At 49.7% G+C, this 18,809-nt stretch carries 14 protein-coding genes; 6 read left to right on the plus strand and 8 right to left on the minus strand.

Translation table 11 applies throughout. The features are described 5' to 3' along the window. Window positions 1-179 precede the first annotated feature (179 nt). Window positions 180-806, plus strand: coding sequence for a hypothetical protein (locus ACXAH4_RS18570; protein ID WP_349586308.1), 627 nt, complete (start codon window positions 180-182; stop codon window positions 804-806). After that, window positions 803-1,540, plus strand: a complete 738-nt coding sequence (locus ACXAH4_RS18575) for a DUF3307 domain-containing protein (protein WP_474882956.1) — start codon at window positions 803-805, stop codon at window positions 1,538-1,540. Before ACXAH4_RS18570 ends, ACXAH4_RS18575 begins: the two co-directional genes overlap by 4 nt. A 27-nt stretch (window positions 1,541-1,567) precedes the next feature. Here the strand turns inward: ACXAH4_RS18575 and ACXAH4_RS18580 are convergent, their stop codons facing one another. The 7 genes from ACXAH4_RS18580 to ACXAH4_RS18610 all read right to left on the minus strand — a co-directional run bounded on the left by ACXAH4_RS18580 (window position 1,568) and on the right by ACXAH4_RS18610 (window position 10,635). Next, a complete protein-coding gene (locus tag ACXAH4_RS18580; RefSeq protein WP_474882957.1) occupies window positions 1,568-2,689 on the minus strand; it encodes a pyridoxal-phosphate-dependent aminotransferase family protein in 1,122 nt (373 codons plus the stop codon). Window positions 2,690-3,164: 475 nt separating this feature from the next. Continuing rightward, window positions 3,165-4,034 (minus strand): acyl-CoA thioesterase, encoded by an 870-nt coding sequence (locus ACXAH4_RS18585; RefSeq protein ID WP_303575203.1) that lies wholly within the window; start codon window positions 4,032-4,034, stop codon window positions 3,165-3,167. Next, the gene (locus ACXAH4_RS18590; protein WP_474851594.1) at window positions 4,027-5,883 is read right to left on the minus strand and encodes a protein kinase domain-containing protein; all 1,857 of its coding nucleotides are present in this window, start codon (window positions 5,881-5,883) and stop codon (window positions 4,027-4,029) included. The genes ACXAH4_RS18585 and ACXAH4_RS18590 overlap by 8 nt, the downstream gene beginning before the upstream one ends. Continuing rightward, a complete protein-coding gene (locus tag ACXAH4_RS18595; RefSeq protein WP_119501342.1) occupies window positions 5,880-6,737 on the minus strand; it encodes a 23S rRNA (adenine(2030)-N(6))-methyltransferase RlmJ in 858 nt (285 codons plus the stop codon). Before ACXAH4_RS18595 ends, ACXAH4_RS18590 begins: the two co-directional genes overlap by 4 nt. 95 nt (window positions 6,738-6,832) lie before the next feature. Further along, window positions 6,833-8,458, minus strand: a complete 1,626-nt coding sequence (locus ACXAH4_RS18600) for a dihydrolipoyllysine-residue acetyltransferase (protein ID WP_474882959.1) — start codon at window positions 8,456-8,458, stop codon at window positions 6,833-6,835. A 12-nt stretch (window positions 8,459-8,470) separates the two neighbouring features. Continuing rightward, window positions 8,471-9,448: an alpha-ketoacid dehydrogenase subunit beta gene (locus ACXAH4_RS18605; protein ID WP_119501340.1), complete on the minus strand. Its 978-nt coding sequence runs from the start codon at window positions 9,446-9,448 to the stop codon at window positions 8,471-8,473. Continuing rightward, window positions 9,448-10,635 carry a thiamine pyrophosphate-dependent dehydrogenase E1 component subunit alpha gene (locus ACXAH4_RS18610; RefSeq protein ID WP_474844524.1) on the minus strand — a complete coding sequence of 396 codons (1,188 nt, stop codon included), beginning with the start codon at window positions 10,633-10,635 and terminating at the stop codon, window positions 9,448-9,450. Before ACXAH4_RS18610 ends, ACXAH4_RS18605 begins: the two co-directional genes overlap by 1 nt. 385 nt (window positions 10,636-11,020) lie before the next feature. On the opposite strand from ACXAH4_RS18610, the gene ACXAH4_RS18615 reads away from it, so the two are divergent. From ACXAH4_RS18615 to ACXAH4_RS18630, 4 genes are all read left to right on the plus strand, one after another. Then, window positions 11,021-15,097: a S8 family serine peptidase gene (locus tag ACXAH4_RS18615; protein ID WP_474882960.1), complete on the plus strand. Its 4,077-nt coding sequence runs from the start codon at window positions 11,021-11,023 to the stop codon at window positions 15,095-15,097. Window positions 15,098-15,183: 86 nt separating this feature from the next. Next, a complete protein-coding gene (locus tag ACXAH4_RS18620) occupies window positions 15,184-16,335 on the plus strand; it encodes a PepSY-associated TM helix domain-containing protein (RefSeq protein ID WP_474844170.1) in 1,152 nt (383 codons plus the stop codon). A 1-nt stretch (window position 16,336) separates the two neighbouring features. Next, complete coding sequence (locus ACXAH4_RS18625) at window positions 16,337-16,810, plus strand: hypothetical protein (RefSeq protein ID WP_303575209.1); 474 nt, start codon at window positions 16,337-16,339, stop codon at window positions 16,808-16,810. 145 nt (window positions 16,811-16,955) lie between these two features. Further along, window positions 16,956-18,146, plus strand: a complete 1,191-nt coding sequence (locus ACXAH4_RS18630) for an NRAMP family divalent metal transporter (protein ID WP_474844523.1) — start codon at window positions 16,956-16,958, stop codon at window positions 18,144-18,146. On the opposite strand, the gene ACXAH4_RS18635 is transcribed toward ACXAH4_RS18630, so the two are convergent. Continuing rightward, a complete protein-coding gene (locus tag ACXAH4_RS18635) occupies window positions 18,141-18,779 on the minus strand; it encodes a Vat family streptogramin A O-acetyltransferase (protein ID WP_474844168.1) in 639 nt (212 codons plus the stop codon). The genes ACXAH4_RS18630 and ACXAH4_RS18635 overlap by 6 nt on opposite strands. Between the last annotated feature and the right edge of the window lie 30 nt (window positions 18,780-18,809).

Genomic DNA, 18,809 nt, shown 5'->3' on the forward strand with positions numbered 1-18,809 from the left:
TTATTTATGACAAACGGAGAACTCTATACGATAAAGCCGGTGATAGCATCCGGTATTCAGCGTCATTTCCTATGCAACATCCTGTCCTTGCAAAAGGAAAAGCAAGACTCAGGGCTTGCATATTAAAAAGCAAGGGTATAATCTTGCTTGGTAACGAAATAACCAGGGATAACAACATTATGGCTGCGGTCCTTACCGGCGATCTGGTCAAATCCACCGCCTTGACGTCCTCTGATTACCAGCACACCATGTCGGCGCTAACCCGCCAGTGTGAGGCAATAAAAGCAAGGACAGGCTGTTTATACGAAATATTCCGCGGCGACGGCTTTCAATTTGTTTTCGAAAAACCGGAGGACGCCGTTACCGCCATGCTTGAACTCAAGCTCTATCTCAACAGTCAGATAGACGGGTTGCAGGTCAATTGCACCCAGGCGCTGGCAACAGGCAGTGATGCCGTGATAAAAGCCACGCCCGGTACATCTTCCGGCAAGGTATTTGTTGAATCAGGCCGCGCTCTGGACGAAGCCCGCAGCGGAGAAATCGTTGTACGCACTCCGCTGGCAGAACAGCAAATCGCTACCGGTATCATCTGCACACAGTTAAGCTACATACTGAACCGGCTCAGTAAAAAACAGGCTGATTTGCTGTACCATTACATTCATCTGGGGTTTCCGTTACACCAGGTTCTGGCAGAACAACAGCAAACCTCACGGCAAAATATCAGCGAACGCCTGAAAGCGGCCGGCGGGGATTTACTGGAGCCATTTATTCATTATGTCACCAACTTAAAGGACGATGCCGGATGACACTCTTTCTGCTTTTGCTGAGCGCCCATTTTATCGGCGATTTTTACCTGCAACCGGCTAAATGGATCCAGTGCCGTCACGATAAAGGGTTGCAATCACCGTCACTGTTTCTTCATGCCGGTGTACATGCGGCCCTTGCACTGGTAGCGCTGTGGCTGGCTGACGCAGGATTATGGCAGGGACTGGCAGCAGCCGGCGTCATTACCGTCAGCCATTTTCTCATCGACTGGGCGAAAGCAGGACACAAAAGTCACCTTGCCTTTGCACTGGACCAGCTTGCTCACTTTCTGGTTATCGCGCTGGTCGCCCTGTCATTCACCAAAATGGATATCGCTACGCTGCTGACCAGTAAAGCCATCTGGCTGACCCGTGAAAACCTGCTCTACCTCACCGGATACATCATTATTTTTAAACCGGCCAGTATTCTTATCGGGCAACTGTTGTCACAACATGCTGAACAACTGAAGAAAACGCAGGGTGAAGAAGAAGGAAAAAGCCTGGGCAATGCCGGGCGCTGGATTGGTTATGTTGAAAGATTACTGGCGCTGTCTTTTATTCTTGTCGATGAATACACAGGGCTGGGTTTTCTGGTGGCAACAAAAACCGTGTTCCGCGTAGGTGATCTGTCCCGGGAACGGGATATGAGACTGACAGAATACATGATGCTGGGCACGCTGATGAGTTTTGCCATTGCGCTGATAACGGGCTGGCTGGTACTGGCATTAAAACCCTGAGCCAGGTATCCGGCTCAGTGATGCTTACTAGCGGATCGCCTTTTCAAGGCTGGCCAGACAATGGTCGATATTGCGATCTTTACACGCATATCCCATAAGACCGATACGCCAGACTTTTCCGGCCAGCGCACCAAGACCGGCGCCGATTTCCAGATTAAAATCATTCAGCAACTGACTGCGCACCTGTGCATCGTCCACACCGTCAGGAATAACAACAGCATTCAGCTGAGGCAACCGGTATGCCTCATCCACAGCCATAGACAGACCCAGTTTATCAAGACCAGCCACCAGCTTTGCATGCCCCTGCTCATGGCGTTGCCATGCCTGCTCCAGACCTTCTTCTTTCAGCATGACCAGTGATTCGTGCAGGGCATAAATACTGTTAACCGGCGCGGTATGATGATAAGCCCGTTTGCCGCCCTGCCCCCAGTATCCGACGATAAGATTCATATCGAGAAACCAGCTCTGAACCGGCGTGTTACGTCCTTTGATAACGTCAACTGCACGGTCGCTGAAAGACACAGGAGATAAACCCGGCACACAACTTAAACATTTTTGCGAACCGGAATAAATGGCATCTATGCCCCAGCCATCCACATCAACTTCAATACCGCCTAACGAGGTAACGGCATCCACAATGGTCAGGCAATCGTATTGCTGTGCCAGTTTACACAGGGCCTGAGCGTCGTTACGCACGCCGGTAGAAGTTTCTGCATGCACGAAGGCCAGAATTTTAGCATCAGGGTGGGCTTTCAGTGCTGCTTCTACTTTGTTGAGATCAGACTGATGTCCCCATTCATCTTCAACCTTAATGGCCTCACCACCACAGCGGACTACGTTCTCCACCATGCGGTTACCAAATACGCCATTGATGCAGACGATGACTTTATCGCCCGGTTCTACCAGGTTAACAAAACAGGCTTCCATACCCGCCGACCCCGGTGCAGAAACCGGCATGGTCAGCGCATTGGTCGTTTTAAATGCATATTGAAGTAACGCCTTTGTTTCATCCATAAGCTGAACAAACAGCGGATCAAGGTGCCCCAGGGTAGACCGGCACATCGCATTAAGTACACGGGGAGAAACATCAGAAGGACCAGGCCCCATTAAGGTACGCTCTGGCGGAATAAAAGTTGATGGTGTTGTCATAATCGTGCCTCAGACTGCAATTTAAATGTAAAACTATTGTGGCACTATCAACGCTTACGGACAATTGCACATTCCCGGTATAAATAAGATGAATGGCTATGGCGGTTAATCATTCACCGTGATTTAAATTCGTTCTATTGAATAAAATGTGACCAACCTGTGGGTAATTTTTGTTCAGCCTGGTGGCTGGTCAGAGCAGAAATAAGCTGTTGTTTTTTAAACAGGGATGGAACTGAGAATAAGTCTCTGATAATGTATCGATAAATTTTTTCAAAAATTTGTTTATAAAGTGAGCGGTTTTGTTCTATAGTTACGATCCGTTGTGAATAAGTTCACAAAACTTCTCCCTTGTAAAAGTTAGCGCACGGCTCAGCAATGAGCCATTCCCCTAGGCCCGGATGAAAATTCCGGGCATTTTTTATTCTGCGAAAAAATTATTCACCGGCCAGTTACCGCCAAAGAATAGCCGGCACAGTTATTCACCCTGCCGGTCAATTTTACGCATCAATCCTTCCTGCATAGTGGAAGCCACCAGCTCACCCTGCCGGTTGAATATCTGGCCTTTCACAATGCCACGGGCATTGCCGCTGAACGGGCTTTCTGCCACGTATAACAGCCATTCATTAAAATTCACCGGTTTGTGGAACCACATAGCATGGTCAATGGTGGCAATACGCAATGCACGGTCGGCCATAGAAACCCCGTGGGGCTGCAATGCAGTACTTAAAAAATGATAGTCAGACGCATAGGCCAGTGACGCCTGATTAATTTGTGCATCAGTGCCCATTTCTTCCTGCGCACGCAACCAGATATAACGTAGCGGATCACGTTTCTTTGCAGAAAATGAATTCACGGCGTCAACCGTACGGATATCAACCGGCTTATGATAACTCAGTGCTTCCTGCATCGGACGGGCAAGTTTTTCATAATTGGCTTCATAGAAAGCGATATCGGGCGTGATATCCTGCGGCGGTGGTACGTCGGGCATAACGGCAAACTGATGCTCCATCCCGTCTTCGGGTAACTGGAAAGACGCCGTCATATAAAAAATATTTCGTCCTTCCTGAATGGCTTTCACCCGACGGGTACAGAAACTGCGACCGTCGCGGACAATTTCCACATCATACATGACCGGCTTTTTGGCATCGCCGGGTAACAGAAAATAGCTGTGGAATGAATGGGCAGTAAATCCGCCGCCTACGGTCTTGTAGGCCGCCGAGAGGGCCTGACCTAACACCTGACCACCAAACAGTGCACGAAATCCGAGATCCCAGCTTTGTGCGCGGTAGATCCCCTGTTCGATAGTCTCCAGCTCCATCAGTGAAGCGAGTTTAACTTCAGCCATGTGCGTTTATTGTCTCCATATTCGCTTGTTTCGGGTTACGGGGGTAATACTTTTCAGGCAACTGAGCACAATGCTCAAAGTAACGGGTATCTTTATACGGCAATTTCATAAAGCCGGAAATGCCTATCCCCCTGATATCAGGTACTGCCTGAACCAGCGCCGCCAGTAACGCTGTGAAGCGTTCCCGCTGGCTGTGATCAAGCAGCGTATAATAACTGTGGATTTTCAGATGCGCCGGCAATGCTTCAAATATCACGCATCCGGTATGATGAATTGTGTTCAGTTCTTCCAGTACCGACATAATACTGGCTGGCAGACGTAATAGTTCATCCGGGTCATCACCGTCTTCAAAATAAGAGTGCGTCCGGCTGTTATCCTGCACAACCGGCGCTCTGGACAGCTCAAAAGGGATCACGCATTCACTGCCGGGAATAAAAGGCTCTGACTCATCCTGCCTTTCAATGTGCAGTGTGTCTTTGGCATTAAACAGACAACACTTGAATATCCCTTTACGGTGGATAGCCCTGGCCAGCGTGATCACGTTGTTCACCGACTGTTCAAAGGAGACTTTCAGACTTTCATCGTACAAATTCAGACTTGAATCCACATAAATGCCGTCGGGCATCCAGCGGATAGCTATGCCACCCACTACCGGAAAACGGCCCAGCCGGCTGACAGCAGAGATGAAACCTTTTTCAGTTTCACCCATCCCCTGAAGATAGTTTTTGTAATAGCGGTCAAACTGGGCATCGTTGATGTATTTCAGTTCAGCATCATTCACCAGCGCCGCTTCCCTAAGAAATGATTTACGGGAGCTGTACACTACTGTTTCAATATCTTTCTCCTGCGGAGCGCACCAGCACGGGATCATGGCTTTGTATTCCGCCGGTCTATCTTCTGTAAATACCATGCTTCGAAGTACATGCAGGTGATTAAAGAAGTAATCACCGCCCTGACGTTGTTTAGTTAAATCATCACTCAGCATGTAATCTAAAATATTTGCCAGCATTTTGGGTAAACCCAGCGACAGCGGCGTGATCACTTTGCGGCCATAACGGCTTGACTGACCTGATGCCAGCGCATACAGCGTGCTGGCAAGGCCCTGTTCGTCGAAACGCGGAGATGACAATGCCCCGTTCAGCTGTTCGTCACCGATAAAGTACACATCACCCAGACGTGCATTCGTTTGCTGCATATCACCGGACATCAAATCCATCACATTGTTGCCGGTATGCTGACCATTTTCATCCAGCTGGGCAAACACTGATGAACCCCAGTCAATTAAACGGGCGGTTTCAGTGTCGTCTTCCCACACCAGATTCGACGGTTTAATGTCGCCGTGCACCACGGGACGGGGAGCGTGATTTACCTGATGACGGCGGAGCGCCAGCAGCACTTCCCCCATCTGTACCGCCAGACGCACTATCAGCCGTGGCGGTAACATACCTTTTCGTAAACTCACCTGTTCCATATCGGCACCGGCAGCACGCTGCATGACCAGAATGGCCTGTTTACCTATTTGCTGGAATTCACATAATGCGGGAACCAGAGGATGCTTGATCTGCGCCAGCATGAAGGCTTCTTCCTCCAGCCGGTCCTGAACATGCTGTGGCAGGTTGATCCGGGAGAATTTGAAAACACGATGCTCACCGCCGGGTGACACGCCGGCGAATACAAAGCCGAATGCACCTTTACCGATCAGGCCCGTTTGCGTGTAACCCAGTTGCCGTAGCTGCTGATTACATAACTCAACCCAGTTCCTGAGCTTGACGGCATCTTTATGTGCCAGAAGATAGACAGACTGATCTTCCGGAATATAAAAATGTTTAAGCCCGCGGGGTTGTGTCAATCGTCAGCTTCCTGTTTAAGCCAGGTCACACTGGCATGACTGTCAGCGCCGAGATGAGAACACACTTCATCCAGCGCTTCGCGGAGTTGTTCATCCAGTTGCCAGGGAGGATTCATCACCAGTACGCCGGAACCGTACATACCGGTATCGTCATCCGGCGACGCTACATGCAGTTCTGCCACAAAAGCGGTTTTTGCAATGTCTTTTAAGTCATCGACCATGTTCTCGCTGGCGCCGGACTTTTTACCCGCCCGGGCAGACAACAACGGATACCACAGTACAACCTGCGCATTCTGCCAGCGACGGAAAAGTTTGGTTACCGTGCGTGTAACATCCGCATATTCTTCAAAGCGTTCATAAGGCGGATCAATAAGCACGGCACCACGGTTAGGGTTCGGCGGCGTCATCGCTATCAGTCCTTCCAGCCCGTCACGGTGATGCACATGGGCATTACCGGCACCCACGCCTCTGATCACTTCAGACAAAATCCCCGCCTCTGCCGGATGCAGTTCCATAAGGTGCGCGGTATCCTGCAAACGTAAGCCTCTGGCAGCAATGAGCGGCGACCCCGGATACTGTTGTTGTTGCCAGTAAACGTTCATGGCACTTAAATAAGATGCAAGCAACGGCGACGTTGCACTGACCCCGGACAACGGGTCGAAACCAGACTCAAACTCACGGTTCTTCTGAGTTTGCTCACTGTTCAAAGGGTAGCAACCGGCCCCGGCATGGGTATCGAAAAGCGTGAAAGGCTTCTCTTTTTTCTTCAGGTATTGAATGACACCGGTCCAGCACAAATGTTTGATCACATCCGCATGGTTACCGGCATGAAAGGCATGTTTATAACTTAACACAAACAATCCGTTCCGCATGAATTAAGAACGTTATTGTAACACGTTATTTTGCAGAGAAAGAGCCATAAGCCGGCTCTTTACTCCACATCCGTTTATCAGGCCAGATGCATCAGCATGGCTGACGGGTTCTGCAAATAATGGCACCACAGGTTATTAAACTTCACCATGGTTGCACCATCTATAATGCGGTGATCGCCGGACCAGTTAACATGCATGATATGCTGCGCTGTCACATTCCCGTTATCATCGAACCTGGGCAGTTTTTGCGTCTTACCCAGCGCTACGATAGCCGCTTCAGGTTTATTGATTACCGGCGTGGCAGTAATACCACCCAGTGCACCAATATTGGAAACCGACACGGTACCGCCCTTCAATGCACTTGCCGGCACTTTACCTTCTCTGGCCTGCTCAATAATAGTCTGCATCTGTGAAGCAATATCAAACAGGCTTAAATCCTGAACCCGTTTAATATTCGGCACCAGCAGGCCAATTTTACTGTCTACGGCAAAGCCGACATTATGATCGTCAAAGTAATGCAAATATTCACCGTCATCAGACATCTGGCTGTTGATCACCGGAAATTCTTTTAATGCCAGAGACAGTGCTTTAATGAAAAACGGCATAAAACTGAGTTTAACGCCTTTCGCTTCGAAGGCCGGTTTAAGCTCAGCGCGCAGTGCAATGAGCTTATCCATTACCAGTTCATCACTTACCGTGAAATGCGGAATAGTTTGCACTGACAATTGCATTTGTTTTGCCATCGCCGCCTGTAATCCCCGTACCTTCTCCGTACGTTTGCCACCGGACTCAACAGGTCGTCTGGTATCTTCTGATGCCGTTTTTGTCTGCTTTGAGCCATCGTTAAGTTCATTGTTTGCATTTAACGACTCTGCTGCACGATAGACATCCTGTTTGAGCACTCTGCCTTTTTTACCCGAACCCTGCACCGATTTGAGATCGATATTATGCTCTCTGGCGATACGACGAACGGCCGGACTGGCCAGTACTTTTCCGGGAATCGCCACCGGCGGCTCAAAACTGCCTTCACGTGCAGCGCTCTCAGAGGTTGCCGCTTCAGAAGTTGCTGTTTGAAAAGCCGTGGCTTCAGCCTGTGTATGAGCGGGGCCGCCTTGCGAAGAAGTCCCGGCATTGTCGTCATGATCCAGAGCAAACAAAGGTGTATGCACTTTTGCAATGTCACCTTCACCATAGTAAAGCTTCGTGATCACGCCGGCGTGTTTGGCGGGGATTTCCACCACGGCTTTGTCAGTCATGACTTCCACAACCACCTGGTCCTCTTCAACAGACTGACCCTCAGTGACCTGCCATTTCACAATCTCACATTCAACAATGCCTTCACCGATATCCGGCAGTAAAAAGTCTTCACCTGCGCCGGCGCTGGCACTAGTAGCGGTACTTGTACTGGCCGGATGATCTTGTGAAGCAGCGCTTTCAGCTTCAGGTTCCTGCTTTGTAACCTGTCCTGACGTAGCCATGGCGAACAGGGGCGCATGCACTTTAGCGATGTCTCCCGGTTGATAGTGAAGTTTCATTACCGTACCTGCATGCATGGCAGGAATTTGTACAGTGGCTTTGTCTGTCATCACCTCAGCAACGGGCTGATCTTCTTCTATCACATCCCCTTCGGCTACCAGCCACTCAAGGAGTTCACATTCCACGATACCTTCGCCGATATCAGGCAATATAAATTCTGTCGTCATTGTCGTTTGCCCTTAGTAATGCATGGTACGGAGAATGGCTTCGTAAGTTTTAAGTTCATCCGGCATGTACTCTTTTTCATGAGAAAGCGGATACGGCGTATCCAGACCGCAAACTCTGGCAACCGGCGCTTCCAGGTACAGGAAACACTGCTCCTGAATAGTTGCAGCAATCTCACTGGCAAAGCCTCCGGTCAGCGGCGCTTCATGATTGATAAGTAAGCGGCCTGTTTTCATCACGGACTCAGCGACGGTTTGCGCATCCCAGGGGGCAATACTGCGCAAATCAATAATTTCGCAGTTAATGCCGTCATCCAGCGCTTTTTCGGCGGCCTTTTGCAGAATTTCAATCTGAGCACCCCAGCCAACCAGGGTGATATCTTTTCCTTCCTGCACGACATCCGCTTTCCCCAGCGGCAATTCATAGTCCTCTTCAGGCACATCGCTAACTGATGCCCGGTACAGGCGTTTCGGCTCCATGAATAACACCGGGTTGTCGTCACGGATAGAAGCAAGCAGCAAACCTTTTGCCTGATATGGGTTACGCGGCACCACAATCCGTAGGCCCGGACAATGAGCAAAAAAGGCTTCCGGTGACTGGCTGTGATAGTGTCCGCCGGCAATGCCGCCGCCGTACGGCGTGCGGATGGTCAGTGTGCCGCAACTGAATTGTCCGCCGGAGCGGTAACGGAATTTCGCCGTCTCGTTAACGATCTGGTCAAAGGCCGGAAAAATGTAATCACCGAACTGGATTTCAGCTACCGGCACTGAACCCTGCGCAGCGAGACCGTTGGCAAAGCCGATTATGCCCTGCTCCGTAAGCGGCGTATTAAAACAGCGGCCTTTACCAAATTTCTCCTGTAAATGACTGGTGGCACGGAATACACCGCCAAAATGACCCACATCTTCACCGAATACCATCACACGCTCGTCTTCTGTCATTACAGTGATAAGCGCATTGTTAATTGCCTGCAGCAGATTCATTTTTGCCATTATTTTATTCTCCCTGCTGTTTTCGGATACGCTTGCGGATAACGGGCGATGTGTTGCTTAAGTGCCTGAAGCTGATCGTTGAGATGCCGGGGAACGTGGTCGTATACATCTGTCACAATATCGTCGATGGGGTTAACCGGTACTTTCTCGGCTTCTTTAAGGGCCGCTAATACCGACTCGCGGGTCACTGTTTTACGCTTTTCTACAGCGTCCGCGTCAAACCAGCCTTTTGATTTGAGCCACTCACTTAAACGCAATACCGGATCCTTCTGGCGCCACTTCTCTTCTTCATCTTTAGACCGGTAACCACTGGGATCATCGGAGGTGGAATGGGCCGCCAGACGATAAGTCATCGCTTCAATAAGCACCGGACACGCTTCTTTAAGCGCAATTTCCTTTGCCTGTCTGGTGGCGGCATAGACAGCCAGTGGATCATTACCGTCCACCCGGATCGTTTTCACCCCGTACCCAATCCCCCGGCTGGCAATACCGTCACCGGCGAACTGTTCTTCAGCGGGGGTTGAAATGGCATAGCCGTTATTTCGGCAAAAGAAGATGACCGGACAGCGCAATACCGCTGCCATATTCAGGCCGGCATGAAAATCTCCTTCTGACGCCGCACCTTCACCAAAATAGCAAATCGTCAGCGCCTTTTTGCCGGCCATTTTCTGGCCATAGGCATAGCCTGATGCCTGGGGGATCTGTGTACCTAAGGGAGAAGAGATGGTCATAAAATTAAGCGCTTTATCACCATAATGGATGGGCATCTGACGACCTTTATTCGGATCCTTTTCATTACTGAACATTTGATTCATAAACTGCTCAGTTTTATATCCGCGCCATGCCAGTGTGCCCTGCTCGCGATACTGAGACATGATCATGTCATCGTTAGTTAATGCTGCTGCGCTGGCAACGGCAGCCGCTTCTTCACCGGTAGAAGCCAGATAAAAACTGATTCTGCCCTGACGCTGCGCCGCCACCATCCGTTCATCAAGAATGCGGATAAACTGCATCACTTCCAGCATTTTTTCTGCGGTATCACGGGTGATGTCCGGTTCTTCAGCGTCCGGGTGTACCGTACCGTCCGGCTGCAGAATTTGCAGCATGGGGATGTCTATCAGGCCATTTTCTATTATTTTTACCTGACGGGTGGTTTTCACGCTGGCGAGATGATTTCTGTCCTGCACAACTAAGCCCTCATTAAGTGGTGCCACTACGGCAATATCGATAGTGATAATGCTAGTGTGAATTCTCAAAATACGTGTTGCTAAATGCAGGTGGTCCCATCAATAAGGGAAAATGGTTATCCGCCTCAACAGGTTTCACGTGGTCATTTTATCCTACCGTTTTAACATTGATTTAAAATAAGACCGCACTTAACTTTACATTAGCCGTCCCGTATAAAAAGTTTAATGAAAGACAATGGTTCATAAGCCGTTCATATTTAAGAAGGTATACTTTTACGTACTGATGTTCAGGCAGCCTGAGTGTAAAACTCGCCTGTGATATATAAAATCTGGTATAAGCTTTTAACTGAAAAAGTAAAAACGCGCGCGGCAACGGGAGAAGTGTATGAATTGTCGAATCGCCTTAGCGGTTTCATTTGCGCTGAGTAGCAGTATAATTTCATTACCGCTGATGGCGGATACGGCAAAACATAAATCCGGTAAATCCGTTTATATTGTTGAACTGGATGAAAGTCCTGTGGCCACCTATGAAGGAGGTGTGCAAGGTTTTACCGCGACGTCCTCAGAAAAAAGACGCAATAAGTTAAATACACGCTCTGATGCAGTCGTTCAGTACCGCCGTCACCTTAAGAACCGCCAGTCAACTGTATTGTCAGCCATTGCTGACGGCGCAGACACCCCAAAAGCCCTTGCACAGTATCAACTGGCCTTTAACGGTTTTGCTGCAAAGCTCACCCCGGCGCAGGCGAAAACCTTGTCACAAACAGAAGGGGTAAAAAAAGTACGCCGTGACACGTTACACAAACTGAATGCCTATGTGGGACCGGCCACTATCGGCGCCCCGCAGATGTGGGACGGTACAGAAACCTCGTCCGGCTCTGATGTGCTGGGTGAAGGCATGGTGGTTGCGGTTCTGGATACCGGCATCAACACAGATCACCCGTCTTTTGCGGCCACCGGTGACGATGGTTATGCTCACACCAACCCGCTGGGTAACGGAAATTACCTCGGAGACTGTGCAGGAAGCTATCCTGCTTTGTGTAATGACAAGCTCATCGGCGTATACAGTTATCCGGCGATTGTTAATGCCTATTCCGACACTGATATTTTTCCGTCAGGACTCCCCGAAAACGGTGAGGATTACAACGGTCACGGCTCTCATGTAGCAGCAACCGCTGCAGGTAACATTCTTTATAATGTTGCTGAAGTGATACCCGACTACGATCAAACTGTCAGTGACGGTGTGGAGACCGGTTATATTTTTGAAGAAGTCTCCGGCGTTGCACCGCATGCGAATATTATTTCTTATCAGGTATGCTATCCCGGTGAAGATGATGACACTTATACCGGGTGTCTTGAGTCCGTCATGCTGGATGCCGTTGAAGATATTATTGACAGCGGCATTGTAGATGCCGTGAACATGTCGATTTCCGGTGGCGACTTTCCCTGGGACGGACCTTTAAACCGTGCGTGGCTGAATGCCCATAATGCCGGAATTTTTGTTGCCCAGTCTGCGGGCAATGACGGGCCCGATGATGCAACAACTGACAAGCATGCCCCCTGGATGACCGCTGTTGCTGCTACATCTCACGGCATCACAGTGTCGTATGAAAAATCCATCACAAACTTTTCCGGTGGCAGTTACACCCCTTCCGCTATGCAAGGTTTCAGTAACACCAGTTCAATTACCGCTGATATCGTGTACGCCGGCGATTTTCCCAACGGCAACGATCCATCCGGCGATCCCGGTCAGTGCCTGGAACCCTATCCTGCCGGTACATTCAGCGGACAAATTGTTGTTTGTGACCGTGGTGATATTGCGCGGATCCAGAAAGCTAAAAATGTCGCTGAAGGCGGTGCCGCAGGTTACGTGCTGGCTAATGTGCAGGGCGGTGACAGCTTTCTGGCTAACGATGCCTACGTAGTGCCGGGTATTCATATAGATGCTGATGCCGGCGATGCACTGAAACAATGGCTGGCATCCGGTTCCGGTCATCGTGTAACTATCACTGACGCATCCGCTGAGGTTGTCACTGATGAAACAACCGCAGATAAACTGGCAGACTTTTCTTCCCGGGGTCCGAACAGTTCAATCAGTACATTGTCGCCCGTGATTTCTGCTCCAGGTGTAGAAATTTATGCTGCATGGGCAGATGAACACTATGGACATGAAGAATCCGGACCTGCCCCTGCTGACTATGCGTATTCATCAGGTACATCCATGGCAAGTCCCCATGTAGCCGGCGCGGCTTTGCTGCTTAAGCAGGATCATCCGTCCTGGACACCTGATAACATCCGCTCAGCCATGATGATGACAGCCAATACCGGTGTGGCGCTTTCAGGCACAGATGTTGCGGCCAACTGGTTTGAAATGGGCGCAGGCCGTCTGCAGGTTGACGCGGCCACTCAAACCGGGCTTATTATGCAGGAAACAGCGGCGAACTATTCCGCTGCAAATCCGCAGGAAGGCGGCGAACCGCGTTCTCTTAACGTGCCCGCCGTAGTGGATGAAAATTGCGTCACCTCATGCAGCTGGACCCGTACAGTTACGGCAACACGGTCAGGAAGCTGGCAAGTGACTGCAACAGCAGTGACGTCCGGATTAAGCACAACGGTATCGCCCTCCTCTTTCTCGCTGGCAAGCGGACAGTCGCAGACCCTCACGTTTACCATGGATACCCTCGGAACCACTAACTACGCCTGGGCATATGGCAGTGTAAATCTCACCAGCAGTACCTCACCTGATTTACACATCCCCGTTGCTGTGTATGCTTCAAATGGCAGTATTCCTCAGTTTGTTGATTTGACAGCCCACCGGAATGAAGACAGCCGTTTACTTAAAGATGTTACGACAGCAGAAATTGAGTCTTTTAACTTTGAGTCTTACGGATTAACACAGGTAACCACCGTGGTTGAGACAGTCAGTGAAGATCCGACACCTGATGAACTGTTTGATTCTGCCAGCGGTACTGTGATCACAGAAATCAACGTAGAAGACGGTGCGCTGCGTTTGTATGCGGAAATTTATGATGCCACCGCCAGTGACCTGGATTTGTTCCTTGTTTATGACGCCGATGGCGATGGCAGCCCTTCAGACGATGAGATCCGCGAAGAAAGCAGTTCCCTTGAAGCCGATGAAGTCGTTGACCGCCTCAATCCCGAAGCCGGCACCTGGTTTATCGTGGTACAGAACTGGGAAGGCTCTTCAGCCTCCTCCGACAGTTATATGATGGATTATGTGCTGGTGGATACTGATGACGAAGGCAACCTCACCGTTTCCGGTCCGCAAACTAATGCGGCCCTCTCGCCCTTTGATTTACGTATTTTATGGGATCTTGGAGACAGCAGTGAAGGAGATAAATTCTTTGGTGCTTTCGCGCTGGGTACCAGCAGCAGCGAAAACAATAATGTTGGCGTGACCCATGTTGTCATTGAACGGGAAGAAAATGATGTCTACATGTCGGCGCCTGATGATGGCCGTGTGAATAAAGGTGGGCAGCAGACCTTCAACGTAAATATCATCAGCAACACAACCGGAGAAGATCGCGATTACACCGTAGGCGTCACTCTGCCTGACACGGTTTCACTGGTCGCCGGTTCTGTATCTGATAATGGCAGTGTCACCGGTAACCGTGTGTACTGGGAAGTCACTCAACCAGACAGTGAAAGCACCGGCGCTGATGCACAAACATCAGCTGCTGCAACCTTATCGTTTGCGGTCACAGTGGAAGACAGTGCGTCCACAGGTCCGCTATCTCTGCAGGCATCCTCAGTAGTAACAAATATCCCTGGTGCAGGCTCTGAGAATGCAGCCGTATTCAGTGACGTGCAAGTCGAAGGCGCACCGGTAGTCACGATTGCCGGCGGTTCAACAGCCACAGCCGTTGTGTCATCAGGCAACAGCCTGTCTGTAACAGCAGAAGCTGACGAGCCTAATGGTGATGCGGTAACCTGGTCGTGGGAGCAGTTATCCGGTCCGGCATTAACTTTAAACGGTACGAATACTGCGACAGTAACGATTGCTGCGCCTTTCGTACAAAGTGACACAACCGCTGTACTGCAGGTAACCGCAACCGATCCGTCAGGCAATCAATCTGTGGCATCTGTCACTGTCACCATTTCGCCGAATCAACCTCCGGTATTATCTGTTACATCTCCTGCCAGTGTCAGTGCTGGCAGCACGATCACCATCAGGGCAACTGCTACCGATCCGGAAAACGACACACTCTCATTTACCATCGATGGTGTAGACGGTTCCGTTTATAGTACTCAGGCCCCGGATTCTGCAGCAGGCTCGTCAGTCTCTTACACTGTAACGGTGAGTGATGGCATCAATACGGTCACAGATACCGTGAGTGTTGCCGTGACTGAACGTCAAAGCTCAGGTGGCGGCGGCAGTACCGGAATTCTGGCTCTGCTGCTGGTGCCGGTTATCGTATTTCGCAGATGGGTGCGTATGTAAAAAAGAATTAATATCATTTCTATTGAAAGCGATATTCGCTAGAATCTGCAACCGGTAATGAAATTATACTTTCGGACAGGTCTTGCATGGCGCGTGTGTCTAATCGCTTTCTCTTTCAACTCCACGGCTGGTTTTCACTCCCCGTGTGGGTGTTATTCAGTTTTGTATGTCTGACAGGTACTGTGGCGGTCATGAGCCATGAATTTGCCTGGCTGACCAACGAAAATATCCGTGCAGTAAACCCTGATAACCGTCCGGCACAATCTGTTGCAGAGTCTGTCGCCACCGTTAAAAAGACCTTCCCGGATGCAGACGTTACCGGCGTCAGCGTACGGGAAAGCTACATGGCTCACGAAGTCATGTTTACCGCTACAGGCAAACCTTTTGCCATTGCGTACGTTAATCCGTACAGCGGTGCAATCCAGGAAGTCAACGATGGTGTCACCTTTATTGGTTTTATGCGTACGTTGCACGGATGGCTGTATTTCCCGTGGCATGGCAGTTACAGTCTTGGCTACTATCTGGTTTCTTTGATGTCTGTGGTTATGCTCGGGGCGTTGATAACCGGATTGCTCGTCTTCAAGAAATTCTGGCAGGCATACCGTAACCCCAAAATTCGCAGCCATCAGGGACCGCGTACACTGACCGCAGACTTACACAAGCTTGCCGGTGTATGGTCCATCTGGTTCATGGTGATCATGAGCGCAACAGGACTGTGGTACCTGATTCAGTCTGTCATGTGGCATGCAGACATTGAAGTGGATCCCTGGCCTGCGCAGCTTGACGCACAATCGCTTCCGGTATCCCCTCATAATACGCCAACAATGCCGGTATCTCTGGCTCAGGCCATTACAAAGGCAGAGAATACCTTCGACAATTTTCAGACCAGCTATATCATGATGCCGGAACATAACCGGGACACCTACAAATTGTACGGGGGCGGCATTAACCCCTTTTACGACGGTGCCAGTTTCCAACTGGCAGTTAACCCGTGGAACGGCGAGATCACGCAAACCATTACCCCGCAAAATATGGATCCCCTGCAAACCATTATGCACATCGCCGACCCCTTACATTTCGGGACTATCGGCGGAATATGGACAAAACTGCTGTGGTTTGTTTTCGGTCTAATCCTCTCCGGTATGTCTGTTTCGGGTTTCATTATGTGGTATTTACGTCTGGCAAAAGCACGAACAGCCAGCCGGAAAGAAACAGCTGCACGTTTACAGGAGGCTTAACATGGCCCGCTTGAAGAATAAAAAAACGGCGTCAAAACGTTACTGGTTAAATGCATTATTGCTGATATTGCCGGTCGTGTTTATCTATCAGTCATTTAATCCTGAATTTCCCGCCAGTCTGCCGGAAACCCAAGCCGGTGATTTCACGCTGACGGCAATGCCTTATGATGAGGACAAACCCTACCAGCATGACGGTCTCTACGTGAAAGATTTTCTGGTGATGTTTCAGGACGGTGGTGTTGATGAAATCAGACAGGGCTTTTTAAATATCGGTGACAAACCATTATCAATTGAAGAAGCACAGCAGCATGAACTCGGTATTTTACATGGCACACGACACGGACAGCATGTGCACGGTCTGGCTCAGGAACGCATCACTGCAGGGCAGAAAATTTGGGTAACACTGCAAACCTGGGATGGTGAAATTCATCAGGGCTCATGGGAGATCCCCGCACATCTTATCAGTGACGTTTAATCTCTGATCTCAAAGCAGTTTGTTGTACACTGTGCCAACTCATCTGAATTAATTCTTCTGTAGCAGGAACACAGAGTTGGCACATTCCATCTTTTCCCTTGCCGGTTTGCGGCATCTTACACAGCTTCTCGGCCCCGGCGTTCTGATGGCAACCGCTGCCATTGGTGGCAGCCACCTCGTTGCATCTACACAAGCCGGCGCAAATTACGGCTGGCAACTGGCATTGCTGGTGCTGGCGGTCAACATACTCAAATATCCTTTTTTCCGGGCCGGGGTCAGTTATACCATCAGTACCGGTGAAACCCTGCAACACGGTTATCTGCAGATGGGCAAAGGCTATCTGATCACCGCCCTGTTACTGAATGTCATTTCATCGGTTGTGAATGCCGCTGCTCTGCTGATGTTTGCAGCCAGCCTGCTTGGCTACTTTGTACCCTTTACAACCAGTATTCCTGTGTTAAGTGGTATTGTTCTGGCTGCCATATTGTTCATATTGATTGCCGGACATTATTCAGCCTTAGACAAAGTTTCCAAAGTCATTATGGTGACACTGGTGATAGCCACGCTGGGTGCTACCTTTATGGCCTGGCAAAATGGTGCTGTGGCACCAGATGATTTTGTTTCCCCCTCGCCCTGGACAATGGCAGCAGTCGGATTTCTGGTAGTGACCATGGGATGGATGCCTGCCCCTATAGAGATTTCAGGTATCACATCGCTGTGGCTTAAAAAACAAAAGCAGGAGCAATCAGTAACCCCGCAGTCTGCGCTGTTCGATTTTAATCTGGGCTATTTCACTACTATGCTACTGGCGCTGGTGTTTCTGGCACTGGGTGCCCTGGTGTTACACGGTGCCGACAACACGCTGGCCTCAGGTGGTATTGGCTTTTCAAAACAACTGGTGGATTTATATGCCGGCACCATCGGTGAGTGGGCCCGCTGGTTGATAGCCGTAGTGGCATTTTTGTGTATTTTCGGCTCCGCTCTTACGGTATATGACGGCTATTCAAGGGCTGTAGCAGAGGCAGCGATGCTGCTTAAAGGGCAAAAAGATACGCCGGAAAGTATTTTTATTGTCGTGCTCAGTGCTGTTGCTGTAATCAGTTTTGGCATTGTGTTGTTCTTTAAATCTGCCCTGCTCGCCATGCTTGGATTTGCTATGACGCTGGCCTTCATGACCACGCCGATGTTTGCTCTGTTAAATCATAAGCTGGTAAAACAGGCTGCACTAAATGATGACGTAAAAGCCAGCCCGCTGGTAACGCTGTTAAGTTATGGTGGTCTGATTTATCTGTTCGGGTTCCTGGCGTTGTTCATTGCATGGAAATGGTTTTTATAAACCGCCGGCTGTGCGGAGTGCATGAATGTCCGCCCCCACTATCGCTTCCAGATTGGCGGTGATTTTCTCTGCACTCCAGTTCCACCATGCAACAGACTGCAATGTTTCGATAATACTTTCCTCAAAACGGTATTTAATGACTTTCGCAGGATTGCCACCCACCACGCTGTAAGCAGGCACATCTGCAGTGACAACGGATTTGCTGGCAATGACTGCCCCGTTACCTATTTTTACCCCGGGCATTACCAAAGCCTCGTAACCAATCCAAACGTCATTGCCAATTTCAGTATCCCCCTTATAGGGTAGCTCTCCATCGCCCGGCATCACTCTCTCCCACCCGTTGCCAAAAATTTGAAACGGATACGTAGAGAAGCCTGAAATTTTATGATTGGCTCCGTTCATAATGAATTTCACGTCTTTGGCGATGGCACAAAATTTTCCGATAATCAGCTTATCGCCAATAAAGGGAAAATGATAAAGCACGTTGCTCTCAAAGCGCTCAGGACCGTCCGGGTCATCATAGTAGGTATAATCGCCTACAATGATATTGTCAGAAGTAATAAAGTTCTTCAAATATCCCACTTGCGGGAAGCCCGCCATTGGCGATTTGTTATCAGGATTGGGGCCGTTCATTACTTGTCCTTCATTCGATGAAAACCGGAG

This window comes from Alteromonas sp. ABV2_168 (assembly GCF_056161165.1).